Annotated in this window: 20 protein-coding genes; 18 read left to right on the top strand and 2 right to left on the bottom strand. The window is 33.7% G+C overall.

Features of this window, described 5'->3' with window-relative positions; all coding sequences use genetic code 11:
* The first annotated feature begins 580 nt into the window (after positions 1-580).
* The 4 genes from KTQ83_RS08305 to KTQ83_RS12310 all read left to right on the top strand — a co-directional run bounded on the left by KTQ83_RS08305 (position 581) and on the right by KTQ83_RS12310 (position 2,909).
* Positions 581-808, top strand: coding sequence for a DUF1490 domain-containing protein (locus tag KTQ83_RS08305; protein WP_217256538.1), 228 nt, complete (start codon positions 581-583; stop codon positions 806-808).
* 1 nt (position 809) lies between these two features.
* Positions 810-1,034, top strand: a complete 225-nt coding sequence (locus KTQ83_RS12320) for an HMA2 domain-containing protein (RefSeq protein ID WP_244975819.1) — start codon at positions 810-812, stop codon at positions 1,032-1,034.
* A 122-nt stretch (positions 1,035-1,156) separates the two neighbouring features.
* Entirely contained in the window at positions 1,157-2,152 is a 996-nt protein-coding gene (locus tag KTQ83_RS12315; protein WP_244975818.1) for an HAD-IC family P-type ATPase, read from the top strand.
* A gap of 298 nt (positions 2,153-2,450) precedes the next feature.
* Positions 2,451-2,909 carry an HAD-IC family P-type ATPase gene (locus KTQ83_RS12310; protein WP_244975817.1) on the top strand — a complete coding sequence of 153 codons (459 nt, stop codon included), beginning with the start codon at positions 2,451-2,453 and terminating at the stop codon, positions 2,907-2,909.
* Between the two features lie 29 nt (positions 2,910-2,938).
* Here KTQ83_RS12310 and KTQ83_RS08295 read toward each other — a convergent pair whose 3' ends face one another.
* Positions 2,939-3,298: a heavy-metal-associated domain-containing protein gene (locus KTQ83_RS08295; protein WP_217256537.1), complete on the bottom strand. Its 360-nt coding sequence runs from the start codon at positions 3,296-3,298 to the stop codon at positions 2,939-2,941.
* 141 nt (positions 3,299-3,439) lie between these two features.
* Between KTQ83_RS08295 and KTQ83_RS08290 the strand changes: the two genes are divergently transcribed.
* Genes KTQ83_RS08290 through KTQ83_RS08265 form a run of 6 tightly spaced genes read left to right on the top strand, consistent with a single transcriptional unit; the run spans position 3,440 to position 8,850 of the window.
* Positions 3,440-3,649 (top strand): FeoA family protein, encoded by a 210-nt coding sequence (locus tag KTQ83_RS08290; protein WP_217256536.1) that lies wholly within the window; start codon positions 3,440-3,442, stop codon positions 3,647-3,649.
* 12 nt (positions 3,650-3,661) lie between these two features.
* Positions 3,662-3,880 (top strand): FeoA family protein, encoded by a 219-nt coding sequence (locus tag KTQ83_RS08285; protein ID WP_117925775.1) that lies wholly within the window; start codon positions 3,662-3,664, stop codon positions 3,878-3,880.
* Positions 3,881-3,901: 21 nt separating this feature from the next.
* The gene (gene feoB / locus KTQ83_RS08280; RefSeq protein WP_117925777.1) at positions 3,902-6,028 is read left to right on the top strand and encodes a ferrous iron transport protein B; all 2,127 of its coding nucleotides are present in this window, start codon (positions 3,902-3,904) and stop codon (positions 6,026-6,028) included.
* An 18-nt stretch (positions 6,029-6,046) separates the two neighbouring features.
* Positions 6,047-6,241 carry a FeoB-associated Cys-rich membrane protein gene (locus tag KTQ83_RS08275; RefSeq protein WP_117925779.1) on the top strand — a complete coding sequence of 65 codons (195 nt, stop codon included), beginning with the start codon at positions 6,047-6,049 and terminating at the stop codon, positions 6,239-6,241.
* Between the two features lie 59 nt (positions 6,242-6,300).
* Positions 6,301-7,530 (top strand): aminopeptidase, encoded by a 1,230-nt coding sequence (locus KTQ83_RS08270; protein WP_217256535.1) that lies wholly within the window; start codon positions 6,301-6,303, stop codon positions 7,528-7,530.
* Between the two features lie 27 nt (positions 7,531-7,557).
* On the top strand, positions 7,558-8,850 hold the full coding sequence (locus tag KTQ83_RS08265; RefSeq protein ID WP_186999440.1) for a DUF2812 domain-containing protein: 1,293 nt from the start codon (positions 7,558-7,560) through the stop codon (positions 8,848-8,850).
* A gap of 24 nt (positions 8,851-8,874) precedes the next feature.
* Here the strand turns inward: KTQ83_RS08265 and KTQ83_RS08260 are convergent, their stop codons facing one another.
* The gene (locus KTQ83_RS08260; RefSeq protein ID WP_186999441.1) at positions 8,875-9,630 is read right to left on the bottom strand and encodes a DeoR/GlpR family DNA-binding transcription regulator; all 756 of its coding nucleotides are present in this window, start codon (positions 9,628-9,630) and stop codon (positions 8,875-8,877) included.
* Positions 9,631-9,857: 227 nt separating this feature from the next.
* Between KTQ83_RS08260 and KTQ83_RS08255 the strand changes: the two genes are divergently transcribed.
* From KTQ83_RS08255 to KTQ83_RS08220, 8 genes are all read left to right on the top strand, one after another.
* Entirely contained in the window at positions 9,858-10,178 is a 321-nt protein-coding gene (locus KTQ83_RS08255) for a PTS sugar transporter subunit IIA (protein ID WP_117925787.1), read from the top strand.
* Positions 10,178-11,842 (top strand): PTS transporter subunit EIIC, encoded by a 1,665-nt coding sequence (locus KTQ83_RS08250; protein ID WP_117925789.1) that lies wholly within the window; start codon positions 10,178-10,180, stop codon positions 11,840-11,842. Before KTQ83_RS08255 ends, KTQ83_RS08250 begins: the two co-directional genes overlap by 1 nt.
* A gap of 4 nt (positions 11,843-11,846) precedes the next feature.
* Complete coding sequence (gene lacG / locus KTQ83_RS08245; protein ID WP_217256533.1) at positions 11,847-13,247, top strand: 6-phospho-beta-galactosidase; 1,401 nt, start codon at positions 11,847-11,849, stop codon at positions 13,245-13,247.
* Position 13,248: 1 nt separating this feature from the next.
* Positions 13,249-13,905 carry an HAD family hydrolase gene (locus KTQ83_RS08240; protein WP_117925793.1) on the top strand — a complete coding sequence of 219 codons (657 nt, stop codon included), beginning with the start codon at positions 13,249-13,251 and terminating at the stop codon, positions 13,903-13,905.
* A gap of 320 nt (positions 13,906-14,225) precedes the next feature.
* Positions 14,226-15,689, top strand: coding sequence for a UDP-glucose--hexose-1-phosphate uridylyltransferase (locus KTQ83_RS08235; RefSeq protein WP_186999445.1), 1,464 nt, complete (start codon positions 14,226-14,228; stop codon positions 15,687-15,689).
* Positions 15,683-16,696: an aldose epimerase family protein gene (locus KTQ83_RS08230; protein ID WP_117925797.1), complete on the top strand. Its 1,014-nt coding sequence runs from the start codon at positions 15,683-15,685 to the stop codon at positions 16,694-16,696. Before KTQ83_RS08235 ends, KTQ83_RS08230 begins: the two co-directional genes overlap by 7 nt.
* Positions 16,693-17,973: a galactokinase gene (locus KTQ83_RS08225; protein WP_217256532.1), complete on the top strand. Its 1,281-nt coding sequence runs from the start codon at positions 16,693-16,695 to the stop codon at positions 17,971-17,973. Before KTQ83_RS08230 ends, KTQ83_RS08225 begins: the two co-directional genes overlap by 4 nt.
* A partial coding sequence (locus KTQ83_RS08220) for an NAD-dependent epimerase/dehydratase family protein (RefSeq protein ID WP_217256539.1) occupies positions 17,973-18,054 on the top strand: 82 nt, incomplete at its 3' end. The genes KTQ83_RS08225 and KTQ83_RS08220, both read left to right, overlap by 1 nt.

Below are 18,054 nucleotides of genomic sequence, written 5' to 3'. Positions count from 1 at the left end.
AAGAAAAGTATACAAAGATCAAAGGATTGAGTGTACATTATTGTGCAGCCTATGTGATCAATCGAAGAGGCATGGGATTTGTGGATTAAATAAGATAAATAATCAGAACCAGAAGTTTATGATATCTTACTGGATGATAGGTACATAGATCATGGATGAAATTCTGAAGTATTTATAAAAAGCATACAATAAAAACTCCATCGATAAAGACTGAATGGATCGGGATACCGAATGATTCAGAAAGATGGAGTGGATGTTGAAATGTTACCGGACGACTGGAAACGAACCGGGCACGTCATTTAGACGTGTGACTTTTTTGCAGAAAAAGTCTTTTCTTGTTTCTTGTTGACAAATTATTCTGTGTAGGGTATAACTTAAGAGATTAGATTTAACTAACTATCACTAAATGCAATTATGGAATCGCTTTTTTCACTTGTTTAATAATTTGATTTCATAAGATGAGGACATTTTAAAAATGTCCTTTTTTGTTTACAAATTTAAAAAAGTAAGATTATACTAACCGTAAGTTATAAACAACTAATTCTAACTTACATTCATAGTTCTAAGGAGGATATATATTATGAAAGACGGATGGAAAAACAAAACAATGTGGACTTTTATTGGAGGTGCAGCGACAGCTCTAGCTGGGTCTAAGTTTTTAAAAAGTAACACAGCCCATGATTTAGCTGTTAAAGGTTTAGCTGGTGGAATGAAGCTTAAATCGGACACAACTTATAAGTATGAGACAATTAAAGTGGATGCAAAGGATTTATTAGAAGAAGCCAAAGTTCAACACGAAGGCGAATAAAATGAGTAGTTTTACTATTGCCCATGACATTCCGGGTCGAATGCGAATTCTCTATGGAAAGAATAAGCTTTCTAGTGTTCAGGGCGAAGTTTTAAAAAAGGATCTTTATGCATGGCCTATGATTGAGAGTGTGGAGGTCATCAACGTTACGGGTAGTGTTTTGATGTTGTATGACAAAGCACAAAAAGGTTTGTTACTGAATAAACTAAAGGATTTAGATATCTAATATCTTCAAAATGCAGATACTTCTTCGATTGTAGTTCATTCACAAACACCAGAAGCTATTGCTATGAATCGAGAATATATGAATCGGTTCTTTAAGATTATTGGTAAACGTTATTTCATTAAATGTTTTTACCAATGGGCCTTGGCAATGCGATTACGATTTATAAGTCCATTCAGTTTATTCGAGAAGGATTTAATTCACTTTTACAATGTAAAATCAATGTTCCTTTATTGGATGCCACAAGCATTGGTGTAAGTTTAATTCAAAAGAATTATACGATTGCAGGAAATATTATGATGTTACTAAATATTTCTGATTTGTTAGAAGATTACACACGTAAGAAAACAAAATTGGAATTATCCAATAGTTTATCGATTCAATTTGATAAAGTGTGGATTTTAGAAGATGGTGTAGAACAAGAGATTGCCATGTCTAAGCTTCAAAAAGGGGATGTAGTCATCTCAAAAATGGGTTCTATGATTCCAATCGATGGAGAAGTCGTGGATGGAGAAGCAATGATCAATGAATCTAGCTTTACGGGAGAGCCTCTTTCTAAACATGTAAAGAAAAATGACACAGTATTTGCGGGCACTTTAGTTGAAGAAGGTAAACGGTTTATTCGTGTTCGTAATTTACAAGATGAAAGTCACATTAGTAATATTGTTAAGATGATTGATACAAATGAATCATTAAAGGCAAGTATTCAAGCTAAGGCTGAGTATTTGGCAGATTCTATTGTTCCATTTAGTTTTTTAGGTTTCTTTGGCGTTTTAGCTTTGACAAGAAATGTAACACGCGCAACATCAGAATTGATGGTGGACTATTCTTGTGCTATTCGATTATCGACTTCCATTGCGGTTATTAGTGCTATGCTAGAAGCTAGTAAACGAAATGTTTTAGTAAAAGGTGGTAAGTATTTAGAGGCAATCAAAGATGCGGATGTGATTGTCTTTGATAAGACGGGTACTTTGACAAACGCCAATCCAACCGTAAAGAAAGTAGTTCCTTTAAATGGGTATACGCGTGATGAAGTATTAAGGATTGTAGCTTGTCTTGAAGAGCATTTTCCTCATAGTGTAGCCAATGCGATTGTAAACCAGGCAAAAAAGAAGGCTTAATTCATGATGAAGAGTATGCCAAGGTTGAATATATCCTTGCGCATGGTATTGCGACAAGATTTTATGGTAAGCGTGCCATTATTGGTAGTGATCATTTAATATTTGAAGATGAAGGTATTCCAAAAACAGAAGAATTAAACGAAACGATTGGTTCTTTAGAAAGTGAAGTAGCCGAATCTATGATTTATCTTGAGATTGACAATCAAGTCGCTGGAATTATCAGTATTTATGATCCTTTAAAGCTTGAGGAAAACAAGCTAATCATAATTTAAACACATTAGGAACGACTAAAGTCGTTATGTTGACAGGGAATTGTGATAGTGCCGCAAAAGCAGTGGCTCATGAATTGGATTTAGATGATTATCGTGCATCAGTTTTACCAGAAGATAAGGCTGCATATATTAAGATGTTGAAGGATCACGGACATACTGTGATTATGGTTGGAGATGGTATCAATGATACGCCAGCACTCTCAACGGCAGATGTTTCTATTTCTATGCAGGATAGTTCAGATTTAGCTCGAGAACTCGCGGACATTACACTTGTTTCAAGCAATTTAAATGAGCTTGTTATACTTCGTCGACTTGCTATGAATTTATTCGAGCGTATTCATGCGAATTATCGTTTTATCGTGGCCTTTAATTCAAGCTTGATTGGACTAGGTGCTTTAGGCTTGATGAGTCCAAATACTACAAGCTTATTACATAACGGAAGTACGTTTGCGATTGCTGCATCATGTACGCGTAATTATTTATAAAAAAACTGGATTTTTGACCCAGTTTTTTTCTATATAGCCTTTGAAATATATCCAACGTTAGATAAAGTATTGATTAATTCATCTATTGGATGTTGTTGTTTAGATAATATAGTCACGGTATTATCTTCTGTGTTTACTTTTGCATTAAAGCCTTCTTGGCTATTGAACGCATTTTCAATGGTATGAACACAATTTTGACAATGAATGTCATATACTTTTAAAACGGCTTTGTAAGGGTAATGCTTTTTGTTTTTATCTTTTACCCTTACTTTTTTTATGGTTTCACTAGAACCACAACATCCTGATGTGGCTCTTTTTTTCGTGGAACGAATTCCAATACAGATAATAATTACTAAAATGACACATATAATAATTGTTGGTAAGTTCATATGTTTAATCCTCCAATGAAAAAATACACCAAATAGTTAGAACAGTCAAACTAAGTTAATCATGTGTAACTTTTTGTTGACATTGCTTTATTGTAAGAGTAAACTAACTGTGTTAGAAGTGTCTAACTAGGAGGGTTCGATATGCCATTATCTTTTGCAGATTTAAATTCGATCAATACAATCAAAAAAATTGGTGGTTCTAAAGAACAACAACGACACTTAGAAAACTTAGGCTTTGTGCCTGGGACTGTGATTGTGATTGTGAGTAAAACCAATGGAAATGTAATTGTGAATGTCAAAGAGGTTCGAATAGCCATTAGTGAAGAACTCGCAAGAAAGATCATGGTGTAGAAAGGAGTAATTATGACTTTAAAGGAAGTTTCAATTGGTCAAACAGTTACTGTAAAAAAATTGTCTGGTCAAGGAGCAACAAAACGAAGAATTATGGATATGGGAATTACTAAAGGAGTAAGTGTAACTGTTCAAAAGGTAGCACCATTAGGAGATCCTATTGAATTAACCGTTCGTGGATATCAATTATCGCTTCGTAAAGCCGACGCAGAAATGATTGAAGTAGAGTAAAGTTAAAAATAGGAGGGAATTATGTCAATTCAAGTCGCATTAGCAGGTAATCCGAACTGTGGTAAAACTACATTGTTTAATGGTTTAACAGGTGCTACACAATATGTAGGTAACTGGCCAGGGGTTACAGTTGAGAAAAAAGAAGGAAAGTATAAGGAAGATAAAGATATTAAAATCACGGATTTACCAGGTATTTATTCATTATCACCATACACTTTGGAAGAAGTTGTATCTCGTGAATTTTTATTAAATGGAAATGTTGATGTTGTGTTAAACATCATTGATGGTTCTAACTTAGAAAGAAACTTATTTTTAACAACACAAATTTTAGAGTTGGGTATTCCAACAGTTGTTGCGATCAACATGTTGGATGTCATTGAAAAAAGAAAAGATACAATTGACTATAAAAAGTTATCAAAAGAATTAGGTTGTCCTGTATTACCAATTTCAGCTTTGAAAAACACAGGAATCAAAGAGTTGATGGCTGAGGTAAAAAAGGTGGCGAATACGCAATGTAAAGCTAAAAATATTTATGCAGGTAAAGTATTAAATGCATTGAATACTATTGAAACAAGTTTGCCTTCAAGTATTGAAGCAAGTCGTCGTTTCTTCTATGCCGTTAAATTGTTTGAAAGAGATGATAAGATTGAAGCGGCTATCAAATCAAAGGCAGATGCAGATGTGATTGAAACTGTAGAAAAGTCAATGGATGATGATAGTGAATCAATTATTACAGATGCTCGTTATACATATATCACAAGTGTAATTAAAGATTGTTACAAAAAAGGATCTAAAGAAGTATTAACTACTTCGGATAAGATCGACCGTATTGTCACTAACCGAGTTTTAGCACTTCCAATATTTGCCCTTGTAATGTGGTTTGTATATTATATTTCAGTAACTACAGTAGGAACTATTGTAACTGACTGGACAAATGATGTCTTGTTTGGTGAAATTATTCCTCCTGCAGTGGATAGTTTCTTAACTTCAATTCAATGTGCAGATTGGTTACATGGATTGATTGTGGATGGTATTATTGGTGGTGTAGGTGCTGTCATTGGCTTTGTACCACAGATGTTAGTATTATTCTTCTTCTTAGCTATCTTGGAAGATTGTGGATATATGGCACGTGTTGCCTTTATCATGGACCGTATTTTCCGTAAGTTTGGATTATCAGGAAAATCATTTATTCCTATGTTGATTGGTACAGGCTGTGGTGTGCCTGCTGTTATGGCAAGTCGTACCATTGAAAGTGATCGTGATCGTAAGATGACAATCATGACAACAACATTTATTCCATGTGGTGCAAAAATGCCAATCATTGGTTTAATTGCCGGTGCTATTTTCCATGGTGCTAGCTGGGTAGCTCCAAGTGCTTACTTTGTAGGTATGGCAGCTGTTATTATTTCTGGTATTATGTTAAAGAAGACAAAATTATTTGCCGGAGATCCTGCTCCATTCGTCATGGAAATGCCAGCATACCACACACCTCGTGCAGTTAATGTATTAAGAAGTATGTGGGAACGTGGTTCAAGCTTTATTAAAAAGGCTGGAACAATTATCTTATTATCTACAATCGTATTGTGGTTCTTACAAGGATTTGGATGGGAAAAAGGCGCATTTGGCATGGTTGATGATATTGATCATTCAATTCTATCTTCAATTGGACAAACATTCGCATGGATCTTCTCACCACTTGGTTGGGGCGATTGGAAAGCTGCAGTTGCTAGTGTAACAGGTTTAATTGCCAAAGAAAATGTTGTCGCAACATTTGGACAATTATATGGATTTGCTGAAGTCGCTGAAGAAGGAAATGAATTCTGGGGACAATTATCGGCAAGCTTTACACCACTAGCTGCCTATTCATTCATGGTATTTAACTTGTTGTGTGCTCCATGTTTTGCAGCAATGGGAGCTATCAAACGTGAAATGAATAACACAAAATGGTTCTGGATTGCCATTGGATATCAATGTGGATTCGCTTATGTATGTTCACTGATCGTTTATCAATTAGGTAGTTTATTCAATGGTGGATCTTTTGGATTTGGAACGATTGTTGGATTTATCTTATTGATTGGTTTAATTTATTTATTGGTTCGTCCATCAAAAGAAAGTGATACTGCTGAAGTTGAATTTGCGGTAAAATAATGTAAAAGGAGGGGTTTCATGAATCTATCAACATTTCTAGTTTTATTGGTTGTATGTGCATGTGCAGGCTTTGCTTGTCGAAGCATTTATAAAGATAAAAAGAGTGGAAAATCAAGTTGTGGTGGAGGTTGTTCACATTGTGGCAGTCATTCGATGTGTGAAAATCCCAAGGCATTTTTTGATCAGATAAAAAAAGAACAATTTAGTAAATAAGAGCATCGAAAGGTGCTCTTTCTTTTGGTATAATAGGTGAAAGAATCGAGGAAAATAAAATGAATTTAAAAGAAAAATATGCAGACTTAATTGTTCGTTCGGGCTTGAATGTTCAAAAAGATCAAATAGTAGTTGTTCGTGCTAACGTAGAAATGAATGAATTTGTTCGTTTGATTGTGAAATCATGTTTTGATGTTGGCGCAAAAGATGTAATTGTTCGCTATAGTGATGATGAAATCAATCGTATGAGATATCTTTCAGGTGATTGTATGCCTTATGATTATGAAGCTTTATTCCATAATGAAACGGCTGAAAAGGGAGCTTGTTATTTGAGCTTAGTTGGTGAAGATCCTGATGGAATGAAGGGGGTAGAGCCAAAATTAATGGCAAATTATAGAAAGGCATTAAGAGAAATGACACAGCCATATCGTGATAAATTGGATTATATGCATGCAGCATGGTGTGTGGCCAGTGTTCCAACTATGGCTTGGGCTAAAAAGGTATATCCAGAATCAGAAGATGCATTATCTGATTTGTGGAATGCAGTATTAAAAATTAGTCGTGTAGACGAAAAGGATGCCAATGAAAACTGGAACGAGCATCGTGCATCTTTTGATAAGCGAGTTCATATTTTAAATCATTTAGATATCGAAAGTGTTCATTATACAAATTCTTTAGGAACGGATTTAGTAGTTGAACTTCCAGAAGGTTATGTATTTGCAGGTGGAGGATCTTTTTTAGATAATGGTAACTACTATTTCCCAAATATTCCTACAGAAGAAATTTTTTCTGCACCTAAAAAGACGGGTGTAAATGGTAAATTATATAGTGCTTTACCTTTGGCTTACAATGGTGCAATCGTAAAAGATTTCTGGTTTGAATTTAAGGATGGGCAAGTTGTGGATTATGATGCCAAAGAAGGAAAAGAGGTTTTGACTAGTATTTTAGAAACAGATGAAGGGTCAAAATATCTTGGTGAAATTGCCTTAGTTCCTTATGGATCGCCTATTAGTGCATTGGATACTTTGTTTTATGAAACACTGATTGATGAAAATGCTTCATGTCATTTTGCCTTGGGTGCAAGCTATAATGAATGCATTGAAAAAGGTTTAGAAATGAGTGAAGAAGAATTGTTGGAACATGGTATGAATCAATCGTTTACGCATGTAGATTTCATGGTAGGAACCAGTGATTTATCGATTGAAGCTACATTAAAAAATGGTAAAAAGATCCATATTTTCAAGAATGGTAAATACACAAGTGAATTTGACGAATATACATTAAATTAGTACAATATTATAATTGGAGGGATATTTATGGCAAATGAAAATGAAAAGAATCCCAGTGCTTTAGAAGAGCTTAGACGTCTAAAAAGAACGGATCGAATTAAATCTTTAGATATACATGAACCAGAATTACATGATTTTAATGCTGAAAACATTTTCCATATTGATGAAGAGCCAGAAAAGAAGACCATCTTTGGAAAACGAAGCGCAAGAACACATGTAAAAATCAATGAGAATATTTTTGACGATGAAGTTGCAGAGTCAGTAGATATCACACCTAGTACTTCAATTGAAGAAGTAGAGGCACCTATTGAAAAGCATGTTGTGGAAGAGCCAAAAGTAGATGATAAGCCATTGGTTGAAGAAAAAACAAAATTCATTGAAGAAAAACCAAAAGTGGTTGAAGAACCTGAAAAGATTGTTGTTGAAAAATTGGATGTTGATGATGATTTTACAACAGAATCAATTGAAAACGAATTAAAGTCTTTTAATGCGAAACCAATTGAGGAAGAACAACCAGTTCAAGAAGTATTGGATGATGAAGAAGATTTTGAGGACGAATATGTGGATGACGATGAAGGTGAAGATGAAGATCTTTATGAGGAAAGAAAGAAATTCTTATATGCGGAATATCCAAAAATAGAACAATATCTTCAAGATAAATCTAGTGAAGGTTATCACTTTGTGCGTCAAGAAGGAAAGAAATATTTCTTTAGAAAAGGTCAGCCCAAAACGTATTATTATTCTATGAACTATTTTGTGGATGAGCCAGATGCAGATCAATGGCGCGAGTGGGAATCTGATGGATGGAAATTGGTTTCTAAATCAGATGGTAAAAAGAAAAGTGATGCGGGTTGGTTTACTTTTAGAAATGAAGAAGAAGATGGAGAATATCGTAAAGAAATTGATAATGATTCAGAAAAATTCCGTTTCTTTAAGAAATATTCAAGTTCATGTCGCTCAACAATGTTCTTAGTGTTTATTTGTATGGCATGTTGCGTTGTGACAGGACTATTACAAGTGTATTTCCAAGGCTATTTAGCAGGAATCGTATTATGCGCAGGTCTATTCTTAATTTCATTTATTGTATTCTGCATGTATGGCAGAATGCTTAGAAAATCTAAGAAGAGGGCTCGTGAATTAAAATCTAAATTAAGGATTCGTGAAAGTCGTGCAATCGAAGAAAGTAAAGATTTCTATGATACTTCTGAAAGTGAAGAAGAATTAGATACAGATTGGAACACTTTAGAACAGCATACGGGTAAAGAAAAGAAACATCTATTCAGACGTGTAGATCGTGAAGATGATGAGGATGAAGAGTAAAAAGGAGGCAAATTTTGCCTCCTTTTAAACTGTCATAATTTGTACATATTGTTTGTAGTGTGATAAAACTTCATCATCAATGGTGTTGTCGGTAATTAAAGTGTCAAAGTTAAATAGATCATAATAAATATAGAAGTCGGCACGGTTGAATTTCTTGTTGTCGGCCAATAGATATTTATTTTTAGAATTATCTAATGCGATCTGTTGCGATTCACCTTCCTCTAATGAATAGGTTGTGATAGATGAATTGTAGATTCCGTTACAACTGATAAAGGATTTATTATATTTTAATTTACCCAATACTAAATTTGTGATAGGACCCACAAATGTATTTGTGTTATCTCTGTAATCACCGCCAGTTAGTATGACTTCAGTAGGAGCGTGATTCACTAATATATTAAATACGGCAAGGCTATTTGTGATAACGCGAATGTTTCTTCCTGTTAGTTGTTCAGCCAAAAATTGAATGGTTGTACCAGGACCTAAAAAAATAGATTCTCCTTCTGAAATAAGAGTTGCTGCTTTATGGGCAATTCTCTTTTTTTCTTCAATTTGCACAGACGATTTTTCAATGTGACTTAATTCGTGGTCCATTGAAAAAGAAAGGCTTTGTGCTCCACCATGAACTCTAAGTAATTTTCCGGATTTTTCTAATTCATCCAAATCCCTTCTTGCGGTCATATCCGACACACCTAATTCATCCATGATTTCTTGAATGGTAATGATTCCATTTTGATTTACTTTATGTGCAATTTTTACTAAACGTTCTTTTTTTAACATATCGATATCCTTTTCTATGGTAAACGATACCATTTCAAATATATTTAGTCAACATAATACAAACAAAAACAAACACTTTTTATTAAAATATTACTTAAATGCTACATAAATGTTTTAAAATGTTTGAATAAGTGATAAAAAGTGTTTGAATATGTTGACAAATGATTAGAAAACGCTTACACTAATGATGTAAACGATAAGGCCACATCGTAAAAGGAGAAAAGAAAATGACTAAAGATGAGTTAAGTATGGTTGGATTTGAAATAGTTGCATATTCAGGAGATGCAAGAAGCACATTGTTATCATTGTTGAAAGAAATGCGTGCGGGTAATTTTGAACATGTTGAGGAGAAATTAAAAGAAGCCGATGAAAATATTAATTTAGCACACCAGTCTCAAACAAAGATCTTACAACAAGAGGCTAGAGGAGAAGACATGGAAATGGGATTCATTTTCATTCATGGGCAAGATCACTTGATGACAACGATTTTATTGCGCGATATTGTAGATGATTTTATTAATTTATATGAAGAAAGAGGAAATAAATAATGTTAAACGGGGTTATTAAGCAAATTGAAAAAGGAAAACCTTTCTTTGATAAGATTGCACAAAATATTTATTTAGGGGCTGTTCGTGATGGTTTCTTAACTGCAATGCCAGCCATTCTATTCTCAAGTGTATTTATTCTAGCTGCATCGATTCCAGAAATCTTTGGAATTGTATTACCAGCTACAGTATCTGACTGGTTATGGAAAGTATATAACTATTCAATGGGTGTTGTTGGTTTGTTGGTTGCGGCTACTACAGCTCGTTGTTTAGCTGAAAGTATGAACCGTAGAATGCCTAAAAACAAAGTCATTAATACAACAAGTGTTATGTTGGCAAGTATTGTTGGATTTATGTTGTTAGCTGTTTCAAATGTAGATGGTGGTATCTCAACTACATATTTAGGAACAAAAGGTTTGCTAGCATCATTTGTTTCTGCATTCATTACAGTAAATATGTATAAATTCTGTGTTATTAAAGATGTTACAATTCACATGCCAAAAGAAGTGCCGGGTACTATTTCTCAAATGTTTAGAGATGTATTCCCATTCTCATTCTCAGTTTTAGTATGTGTATTGATTGATGTGGCATGTAGAACTGCATTTAATTATACTTTTGCTGAAGCTATTATCACATTGCTTCAACCATTATTTACTGCTGCCGATGGATATTTAGGAATCTGTATTATTTGGGGTGCTATGGCATTGTTCTGGTTTGTAGGTGTACACGGACCAAGTATTGTAGAACCAGCTATTGCAGCTATTATTTATGCTAACGTAGATGCAAATTTAGCGTTATTCAAAGCTGGTGAACAAGCCTCTAACGTATTAACTGTAGGACTTGGAAACTTCGTAGGAACAATGGGAGGAACTGGAGCTACCCTTGTAGTACCATTCTTATTCATGTTGTTCGCAAAATCAAAACAATTAAAAGCTGTTGGTAAGACAACATTTGTTCCAGTATGTTTTGCGGTAAATGAGCCATTGTTATTCGCTACACCAATTGTATTGAATCCATATTTCTTCATTCCATTCTTGATTACTCCAATGATCAACGTATCATTGTTCAAATTCTTTGTGGACGTATTAAAAATGAATTCATTCATCTACGTATTACCATGGGCAACACCAGCTCCAATTGGATTGATCTTAGGTACAGGAATTAGTTTATTAGCTGTTGTATTAGCTGTTGTATTAATTGTTGTAGATGGAATTGTTTACTTGCCATTTATTAAGGCGTATGATGCAACTTTATTAGAAGAAGAAAAAGAAAAAGAAGCATTAGATGCTTTAGAAGAACAAGTTGAAAAAGAAGAAGCTAAAGAAGTTCAACCTTTAAGTTTAAATAAAAATATTAATGTATTAGTATTATGTGTAGGTGCTGGAACATCAGCAATGTTTGCAAATGCCGTTAAAGAAGGAGCAGAAATTGAAAACTTACCAATTGATGCAACCGCAAGTGCATATGGTTCGCATTATGATATTTTGAAAGATTATGACATTGTTGTATTATCACCACAAGTACAATCGCATTTAGAAGAAGTACGACAAGATGCTTCTAAATACGGTACTAAAGTTGTCGCAACAAAAGGTGCACAATATATTAAATTAACGCGTGATCCAAAGGGTGCCGTTGAATTTATTTGTGAACAAGTAAAGGAAGGATAAATGTATGAAATTTTCGGATGATTTTATTTTCGGAGGTGCTACTGCCGCTTATCAATGCGAAGGTAGCACTCTAGAATACGGTAAAGGAAAAGTATCTTGGGATGATTTTCTTGCCAAACAAGGACGTTTTAAAGCGGATCCAGCCAGTGATTTCTATCATCAATATGGACAAGATTTAAAACTATGTAATATGTTTGGTATCAATGGAATTCGTATCTCTATATCTTGGGCTAGAATCTTTCCGGAAGGAACTGGAAGAATCAACCAGGAAGGGGTTGATTTCTATCATAGAGTATTTCAAGAATGTCATAAAAATCATGTAGAGCCATTTGTGACATTGCATCATTTTGATACTCCAGACACATTTTACCAAAAAGGCGATTTTTTAAATCGAGATACAATCGATGCTTTCGTAGAATTTTCAAAATATTGTTTTGAAGAATACAAAAACGAAGTAACATATTGGTTTACATTCAATGAAATCTGGGCTGTGGCCACTAACACATATATTGAGGGAACTTTCCCAAATGGCGAAAAATACAATATGACGAAAGCATTCCAGATCATGCATAATATGATGGTGGCACATGCCTTGGCTGTGTTGGAATACAAAAAGGCAGGATATAATGGAAAGATTGGTGTTGTACAGTCTTTGGAATATAAATATCCATTTGATGAAAACAATTTGGATGATATCCAGGCTGCTAAAAATGAAGATGTGCTTCAAAATCAATTCTTGTTGGATGCAACATTTAAAGGATATTATTCAACAGAAACAATGGAAATTGTGAATCGTTTAGTCAGCATCAATAATGGTACGCTGGAATTGTTAGATGAAGATTTTGATGTATTGAAACAAGCTGCACTACTAAATGATTACATGGGTATGAATTATTATCAATCTCGTTTTATTCAACATTACGAAGGAGAAAATGATATTCATCATAATGGAACAGGAGAGAAGGGAACTTCTAGATTCTGTTTAAAAAATGTAGGACGAAGAATGGAAAAGGAAGGCATTCCACGTACGGACTGGGATTGGTTGATTCATCCAGAAAGTATGTTTGATATGCTAGTACGTATTCGCCAACAATATCCAAACTATAAAGCAATCTATATCACAGAAAATGGTATGGGATATAAAGATGATTTTGAAGATGGAATCATTGATGATGAACCACGTATTGACTTTATTAGAAGACACTTAGAATTCACATTAAAGGCAATTGAAGCTGGAGTTAATGTAAAAGGATATTTTGTCTGGTCACTAATGGACATGTTCTCATGGACAAATGGCTATAATAAGCGTTATGGCTTGTTCTATGTAGATTACGAAACACAGAAGAGATATCCAAAGGCAAGTGCATATTGGTACAAACGTGTTTCTGAAACAAAAGAGGTTTAGTATGAATAAGTATAAAGGCGTAATATTTGATTTTAATGGAACATTGTTTTTTGACAATCCAAAACATATTTTGGCATGGTCAAAAATATCACAAGATATTCGTCATCATGGAATTGATGAAGAAGAACTTCATGAACATATTAATGGAGTGCCTAATAATAAGGTTGTTGAATATATGTTTGGTGGGAAGTGTGATCCATCCGAAATGGAAAAATATTCGCAGTTAAAAGAAGAATATTATCGCCAATTTTGTAAAGAAGATCAGGCAACATTTCATTTAGTAAAGGGAGCTGAAGAATATTTTGATTATTTAAAAGAATCAAATATTCCATTTACAATCGCATCCGCATCTATTAAGCCAAATATTGATTTCTTTGTAGAATCGTTTCATCTAGATAAATGGATTGAGCCATCTAGAATTGTCTATGATGATGGAATGTATGAAAACAAGATCGCAATGTTTAAAAAGGCAGCTCATAATATTGGAGTTAAGATTCAAGATTGTTTGATTATCGAAGACAGTGTTAGTGGGATTACAAATGCTTATAAAGCAGGATGTCACAATATAGTCGTTGTGGATTCTGCCAATAAAAAAGAAGAATACGAAAAGCTTCCTGGAGTTGTACAAGTGATTGATTCTTTTGATAATTTTAAATGAGAGCCATTCATACCAGAATGGCTTTTTTGTATAAATAAAACATCAAATAAACAAAAACAAACAAATAATCATTATTTGAAACCTAATTTCAACATCTATGTTTAAATTGTTGTTTGAATATGTTGACATGGATGAAGAAAACGCTTACACTAAAATTAAATGAGCAAATCTTAAATTTATAACCATATCTGCATAATATTGATAATGAGCCGTATATAAATAAATGAATAATTGATCATTATTTTTGTGGATAGTGTAGCAGGAAAAGGGATTTGGCTGTAATAAAAATGATTGATTTTGTTTATATGGAAGGAGAACAAATGAACACAAAAATTAACCAGTTATTAGAGTATGCTTTAAAGAATGGAATGATTGAGAAATACGATTATGATTATTCTGCAAATTTATTGATTGATCTATTTGGCATCCAGGAATTTAAAAGAGAAGAAGTAGAAGACTGTTCTGTCTATGAGATTTTAGATTTCATGTTAGATTATGCGGTTGAAAAAGGTATGATTCAGGATACTGTAACTGAAAAAGATTTATTAGATACTCGCATTATGAATTGTGTAATGCCTAGACCTAGTGAAGTTGTGCATACTTTTAAGAGTCTATATTCTATGAATCCTAAAGATGCAACAGATTACTTCTATAAGTTGAGTATCGATTCAAACTATATCCGTAAATCAAGAATTGATAAGAATATCAGTTTTGCACATTTCTGTAAGTATGGAGATATTCAAATTACGATCAACTTGTCAAAACCAGAGAAGGATCCAAAGGAAATCGCAAAGGCAAAAAATGCCGTAAGCACTTCGTATCCTGCATGTTTATTATGTAAGGAAAATGTCGGTTTTGCGGGAAACTTAAATCATCCAGCTAGACAAACACATCGTATTATTCCATTGGATTTAAATGGACATACATACAATTTACAATATTCACCATATGTGTACTACAATGAGCACTGTATTGTATTTAATAGTGAACATACGCCAATGAAGATGGATCGTTCTACATTTGAGCATTTATTCGCATTTATTGATAAATTCCCACACTATATGATTGGAAGCAATGCAGATCTTCCTATCGTTGGTGGATCGATTTTAAGTCATGATCACTATCAAGGTGGAAGACACCATTTTCCAATGGAAGACGCAAAAGTTGTTAAGAGCTATACATATAAGGATGTACAAGTGGATATACTTTACTGGCCATTATCAACACTTCGATTAACATCAAAATCGAAAGAAAACGTATTGGATCTAGCTACTAAAATTTTTGAAACATGGTGTACATACAGTGATGAAAGTTTAGATATTATTGCCAATGAATCTGGCGTTCGTCATAATACAGTAACGCCAATTGTAAGAAAGAAAGATGGCAAATATCAAATGGATGTAGTTTTACGAAATAATCGTACTACAGAAGAATATCCATTAGGTATCTTCCATCCTCACTCAGAACATCACCATATTAAAAAAGAAAATATTGGTTTGATTGAAGTGATGGGATTGGCTATTTTGCCAGCACGATTAAAAACAGAGTTAGAACAAATTAAATTATGTTTATCTGGAAAAGCAGATTTTGATTCTTATCCAGAACTTGAAAAACACAAAGACTGGTATGAATACTTGAAGACATATTCTTATTCAAATGTGGATGCATTCATGGAAATGGAAGTCACAAAGAAATTCGTATCTGTATTAGAGAATGCCGGCGTATATAAAATGGATGATGAAGGGATGGACGGCTTTAGCCGTTTTGTAAAGACATTATGGTAGAGGTAAAAGAAAGATTAGAGAATGGAATTGATGTATTATCGATTTCAAATTCACATTTAACTGTAGAAGTTACAAACTTTGGTTGTACTCTTTTAAAGATTGTAACGAAAGATAAGAATGATCAAGACTGTGATTGTATTTTAGGATTTGAACATGTTGAAGATTATCAAAAACGAGATGGAACCTATTTAAATGCCTTAGTTGGACGAGTATGCAATCGTATTGAAAAAGGTACATTCACAATGAATGGGACAGAATATCATGTGCCTATTAATAATGGACCAAATTCACTACATGGAGGTATTGAGGGATTCTCTTATAAAGTATTTGATTATTCTTTAATTGAAGATGGCGTTAAATTCCACTATGTATCAAAAGATGGAGAAGAAGGCTATCCTGGAACATTAGATTTCTATGCGATCTATTGGCTAGATGAATCGAGTTTACACATTCAATATAGTGGTGTTAGCGACAAAGATACGTTGATCAATATCACAAACCATGGCTATTTCAATTTAAATGGATATGCATCGAATATTGATGATCATACGTTACGAATTTCAGCATCTAAATTTGGTTGTGTAGATCTAGATGGATTATATACAGGTGAATTAAGAGATGTTAAAGAGACTGCATTTGATTTTAATACAGAAAAAAGAATTGGAGATTTTATTCATTCAGAGGATGAACAATTAATCATCGCAAGAGGTTATGATCATCCATATGTATTTGATACTAAAGAAAATCAAGTGTGTTTATACAGTTCACTAAGTGGTATTGAACTAAAAGTATCCACAACATATCCAACGGCACAAATTTATAGTGCGAACTACTTAGATGGACAGACAGATAAATATGGTAAGATTATGCATCCACAAGATGGATTGTGTATTGAAACAAGCTATATCGCCGATTCGATTCATAAAGAAGAGAATCCAAAAGTTTTATTAAAAGCAGGACAAGTATTTGAAGAAGAAACAACATATACATTCGAGGTAAGAAAATGAAAACAACAGAAATTAAAGAACAAGTAGTATCCGGTAAATATGATGCATTGATTGAAGATCTATATGCAGATCCAAGTTTATTAGACTATCAAAAACAACGTTATGCTGCTGCATTAGATAAATACCAAACATTATTTGGAGATGATGAAGTGAGTATTTATAGTGCTGCTGGAAGAAGTGAGATTTCAGGAAATCATACAGACCACCAACACGGTTGTGTACTTGCAGGATCTATCAATTTAGATGCGATTGGAATTGTATCTAAACAAGATCATGTAATTAAAGTGATTTCTGATGACTTTGACATCAAACCAATTGATTTGAATGATTTAGACAAAAAAGAAGATGAACTAGGAACAAGTGAAGCCTTGATTCGTGGCGTAGTTTCTAAATTAAAAGAATTAGGCTATAACGTAGGTGGATTTAAAGCTTTCATTACGAGTGATGTATTAATGGGGGCTGGACTATCAAGTTCTGCAGCATTTGAATCTATTATCGGTACAATTATTGATGGATTATACAATGATATGAAGATCGATATGGTAACGATCGCTAAAGTGGGTCAATATGCAGAAAATGTATATTTTGGAAAACCATGTGGATTGATGGATCAATGTGCATGTGCTGTTGGTGGACTTATTTCAATTGATTTTAAAGATACTTCAAACCCAATTGTAAATAGTGTGAATGTTGATTTCTCAAAATATGATCACAGTTTATGTATTGTAGATACAAAGGGAAGTCATGCCGATTTAACAGATGCCTATGGTGCTGTACCACAAGAAATGAAAGAAGTTGCTCACTATTTTGGTAAGGAAGTTCTTCGTGAAGTGGATGAAGATGAGTTCTATGCAAATATCGCAAACTTAAGAACGACTTTAAATAATGATCGTGCAATCTTAAGAGCTATTCATTTCTTCAATGAAAATAATCGTGTAAATACATGTGTAGAAAGATTGAACAACGATGATTTTGAAGGTTTCAAGGCATTAATTCAAGAATCAGGAAATTCAAGCTACAAATTCCTACAAAACGTATATGCAGACTTTGACTATAAGAACCAGGCTGTATCTTTAGGTTTAGCTATGTCTGAAATGATTTTAAAAGATCATGGCGTGTGTCGTGTTCATGGTGGAGGTTTTGCCGGAACGATTCAAGCCTTTGTTGAAAATGGCTATGTAGAAACATATAAAGAAGAAATTGAAAAAGTATTTGGAAAGGGAAGCTGCCACATCTTAAAAGTAAGAAAACTAGGTGGCTGCAAGGTTATTGACTAATGAATATCTTAGTAACAGGTGGAACCGGATATATTGGTAGTCATATTTGTGTTGAATTATTAGAAAGTGGTCATGATGTTG

Origin of the sequence: Holdemanella porci, assembly GCF_019052655.1 — a bacterium.
Lineage (GTDB): Bacteria > Bacillota_I > Bacilli_A > Erysipelotrichales > Erysipelotrichaceae > Holdemanella > Holdemanella hominis.
Note: the sequence above shows the minus strand (reverse complement) of the source record. Positions and strands in the feature narration are given on the sequence as shown.

Bases quoted from the DNA above. Each gene is read 5' to 3' on its own strand.
- feoB (WP_117925777.1), top strand. From the start codon at position 3,902: ATGTCAATTCAAGTCGCATTAGCAGGTAATCCGAACTGTGGTAAAACT.
- KTQ83_RS12320 (WP_244975819.1), top strand. From the start codon at position 810: ATGAGTAGTTTTACTATTGCCCATGACATTCCGGGTCGAATGCGAATT.
- KTQ83_RS08230 (WP_117925797.1), top strand. From the start codon at position 15,683: ATGGTAGAGGTAAAAGAAAGATTAGAGAATGGAATTGATGTATTATCG.
- KTQ83_RS08260 (WP_186999441.1), bottom strand. From the start codon at position 9,630: ATGTTAAAAAAAGAACGTTTAGTAAAAATTGCACATAAAGTAAATCAA.
- KTQ83_RS08270 (WP_217256535.1), top strand. From the start codon at position 6,301: ATGAATTTAAAAGAAAAATATGCAGACTTAATTGTTCGTTCGGGCTTG.
- KTQ83_RS08265 (WP_186999440.1), top strand. From the start codon at position 7,558: ATGGCAAATGAAAATGAAAAGAATCCCAGTGCTTTAGAAGAGCTTAGA.
- KTQ83_RS08225 (WP_217256532.1), top strand. From the start codon at position 16,693: ATGAAAACAACAGAAATTAAAGAACAAGTAGTATCCGGTAAATATGAT.
- KTQ83_RS08255 (WP_117925787.1), top strand. From the start codon at position 9,858: ATGACTAAAGATGAGTTAAGTATGGTTGGATTTGAAATAGTTGCATAT.
- KTQ83_RS08290 (WP_217256536.1), top strand. From the start codon at position 3,440: ATGCCATTATCTTTTGCAGATTTAAATTCGATCAATACAATCAAAAAA.
- KTQ83_RS08275 (WP_117925779.1), top strand. From the start codon at position 6,047: ATGAATCTATCAACATTTCTAGTTTTATTGGTTGTATGTGCATGTGCA.
- KTQ83_RS08250 (WP_117925789.1), top strand. From the start codon at position 10,178: ATGTTAAACGGGGTTATTAAGCAAATTGAAAAAGGAAAACCTTTCTTT.
- KTQ83_RS12310 (WP_244975817.1), top strand. From the start codon at position 2,451: ATGTTGACAGGGAATTGTGATAGTGCCGCAAAAGCAGTGGCTCATGAA.
- KTQ83_RS08305 (WP_217256538.1), top strand. From the start codon at position 581: ATGAAAGACGGATGGAAAAACAAAACAATGTGGACTTTTATTGGAGGT.
- KTQ83_RS08285 (WP_117925775.1), top strand. From the start codon at position 3,662: ATGACTTTAAAGGAAGTTTCAATTGGTCAAACAGTTACTGTAAAAAAA.
- KTQ83_RS08235 (WP_186999445.1), top strand. From the start codon at position 14,226: ATGAACACAAAAATTAACCAGTTATTAGAGTATGCTTTAAAGAATGGA.
- KTQ83_RS12315 (WP_244975818.1), top strand. From the start codon at position 1,157: ATGTTTTTACCAATGGGCCTTGGCAATGCGATTACGATTTATAAGTCC.
- lacG (WP_217256533.1), top strand. From the start codon at position 11,847: ATGAAATTTTCGGATGATTTTATTTTCGGAGGTGCTACTGCCGCTTAT.
- KTQ83_RS08240 (WP_117925793.1), top strand. From the start codon at position 13,249: ATGAATAAGTATAAAGGCGTAATATTTGATTTTAATGGAACATTGTTT.
- KTQ83_RS08295 (WP_217256537.1), bottom strand. From the start codon at position 3,298: ATGAACTTACCAACAATTATTATATGTGTCATTTTAGTAATTATTATC.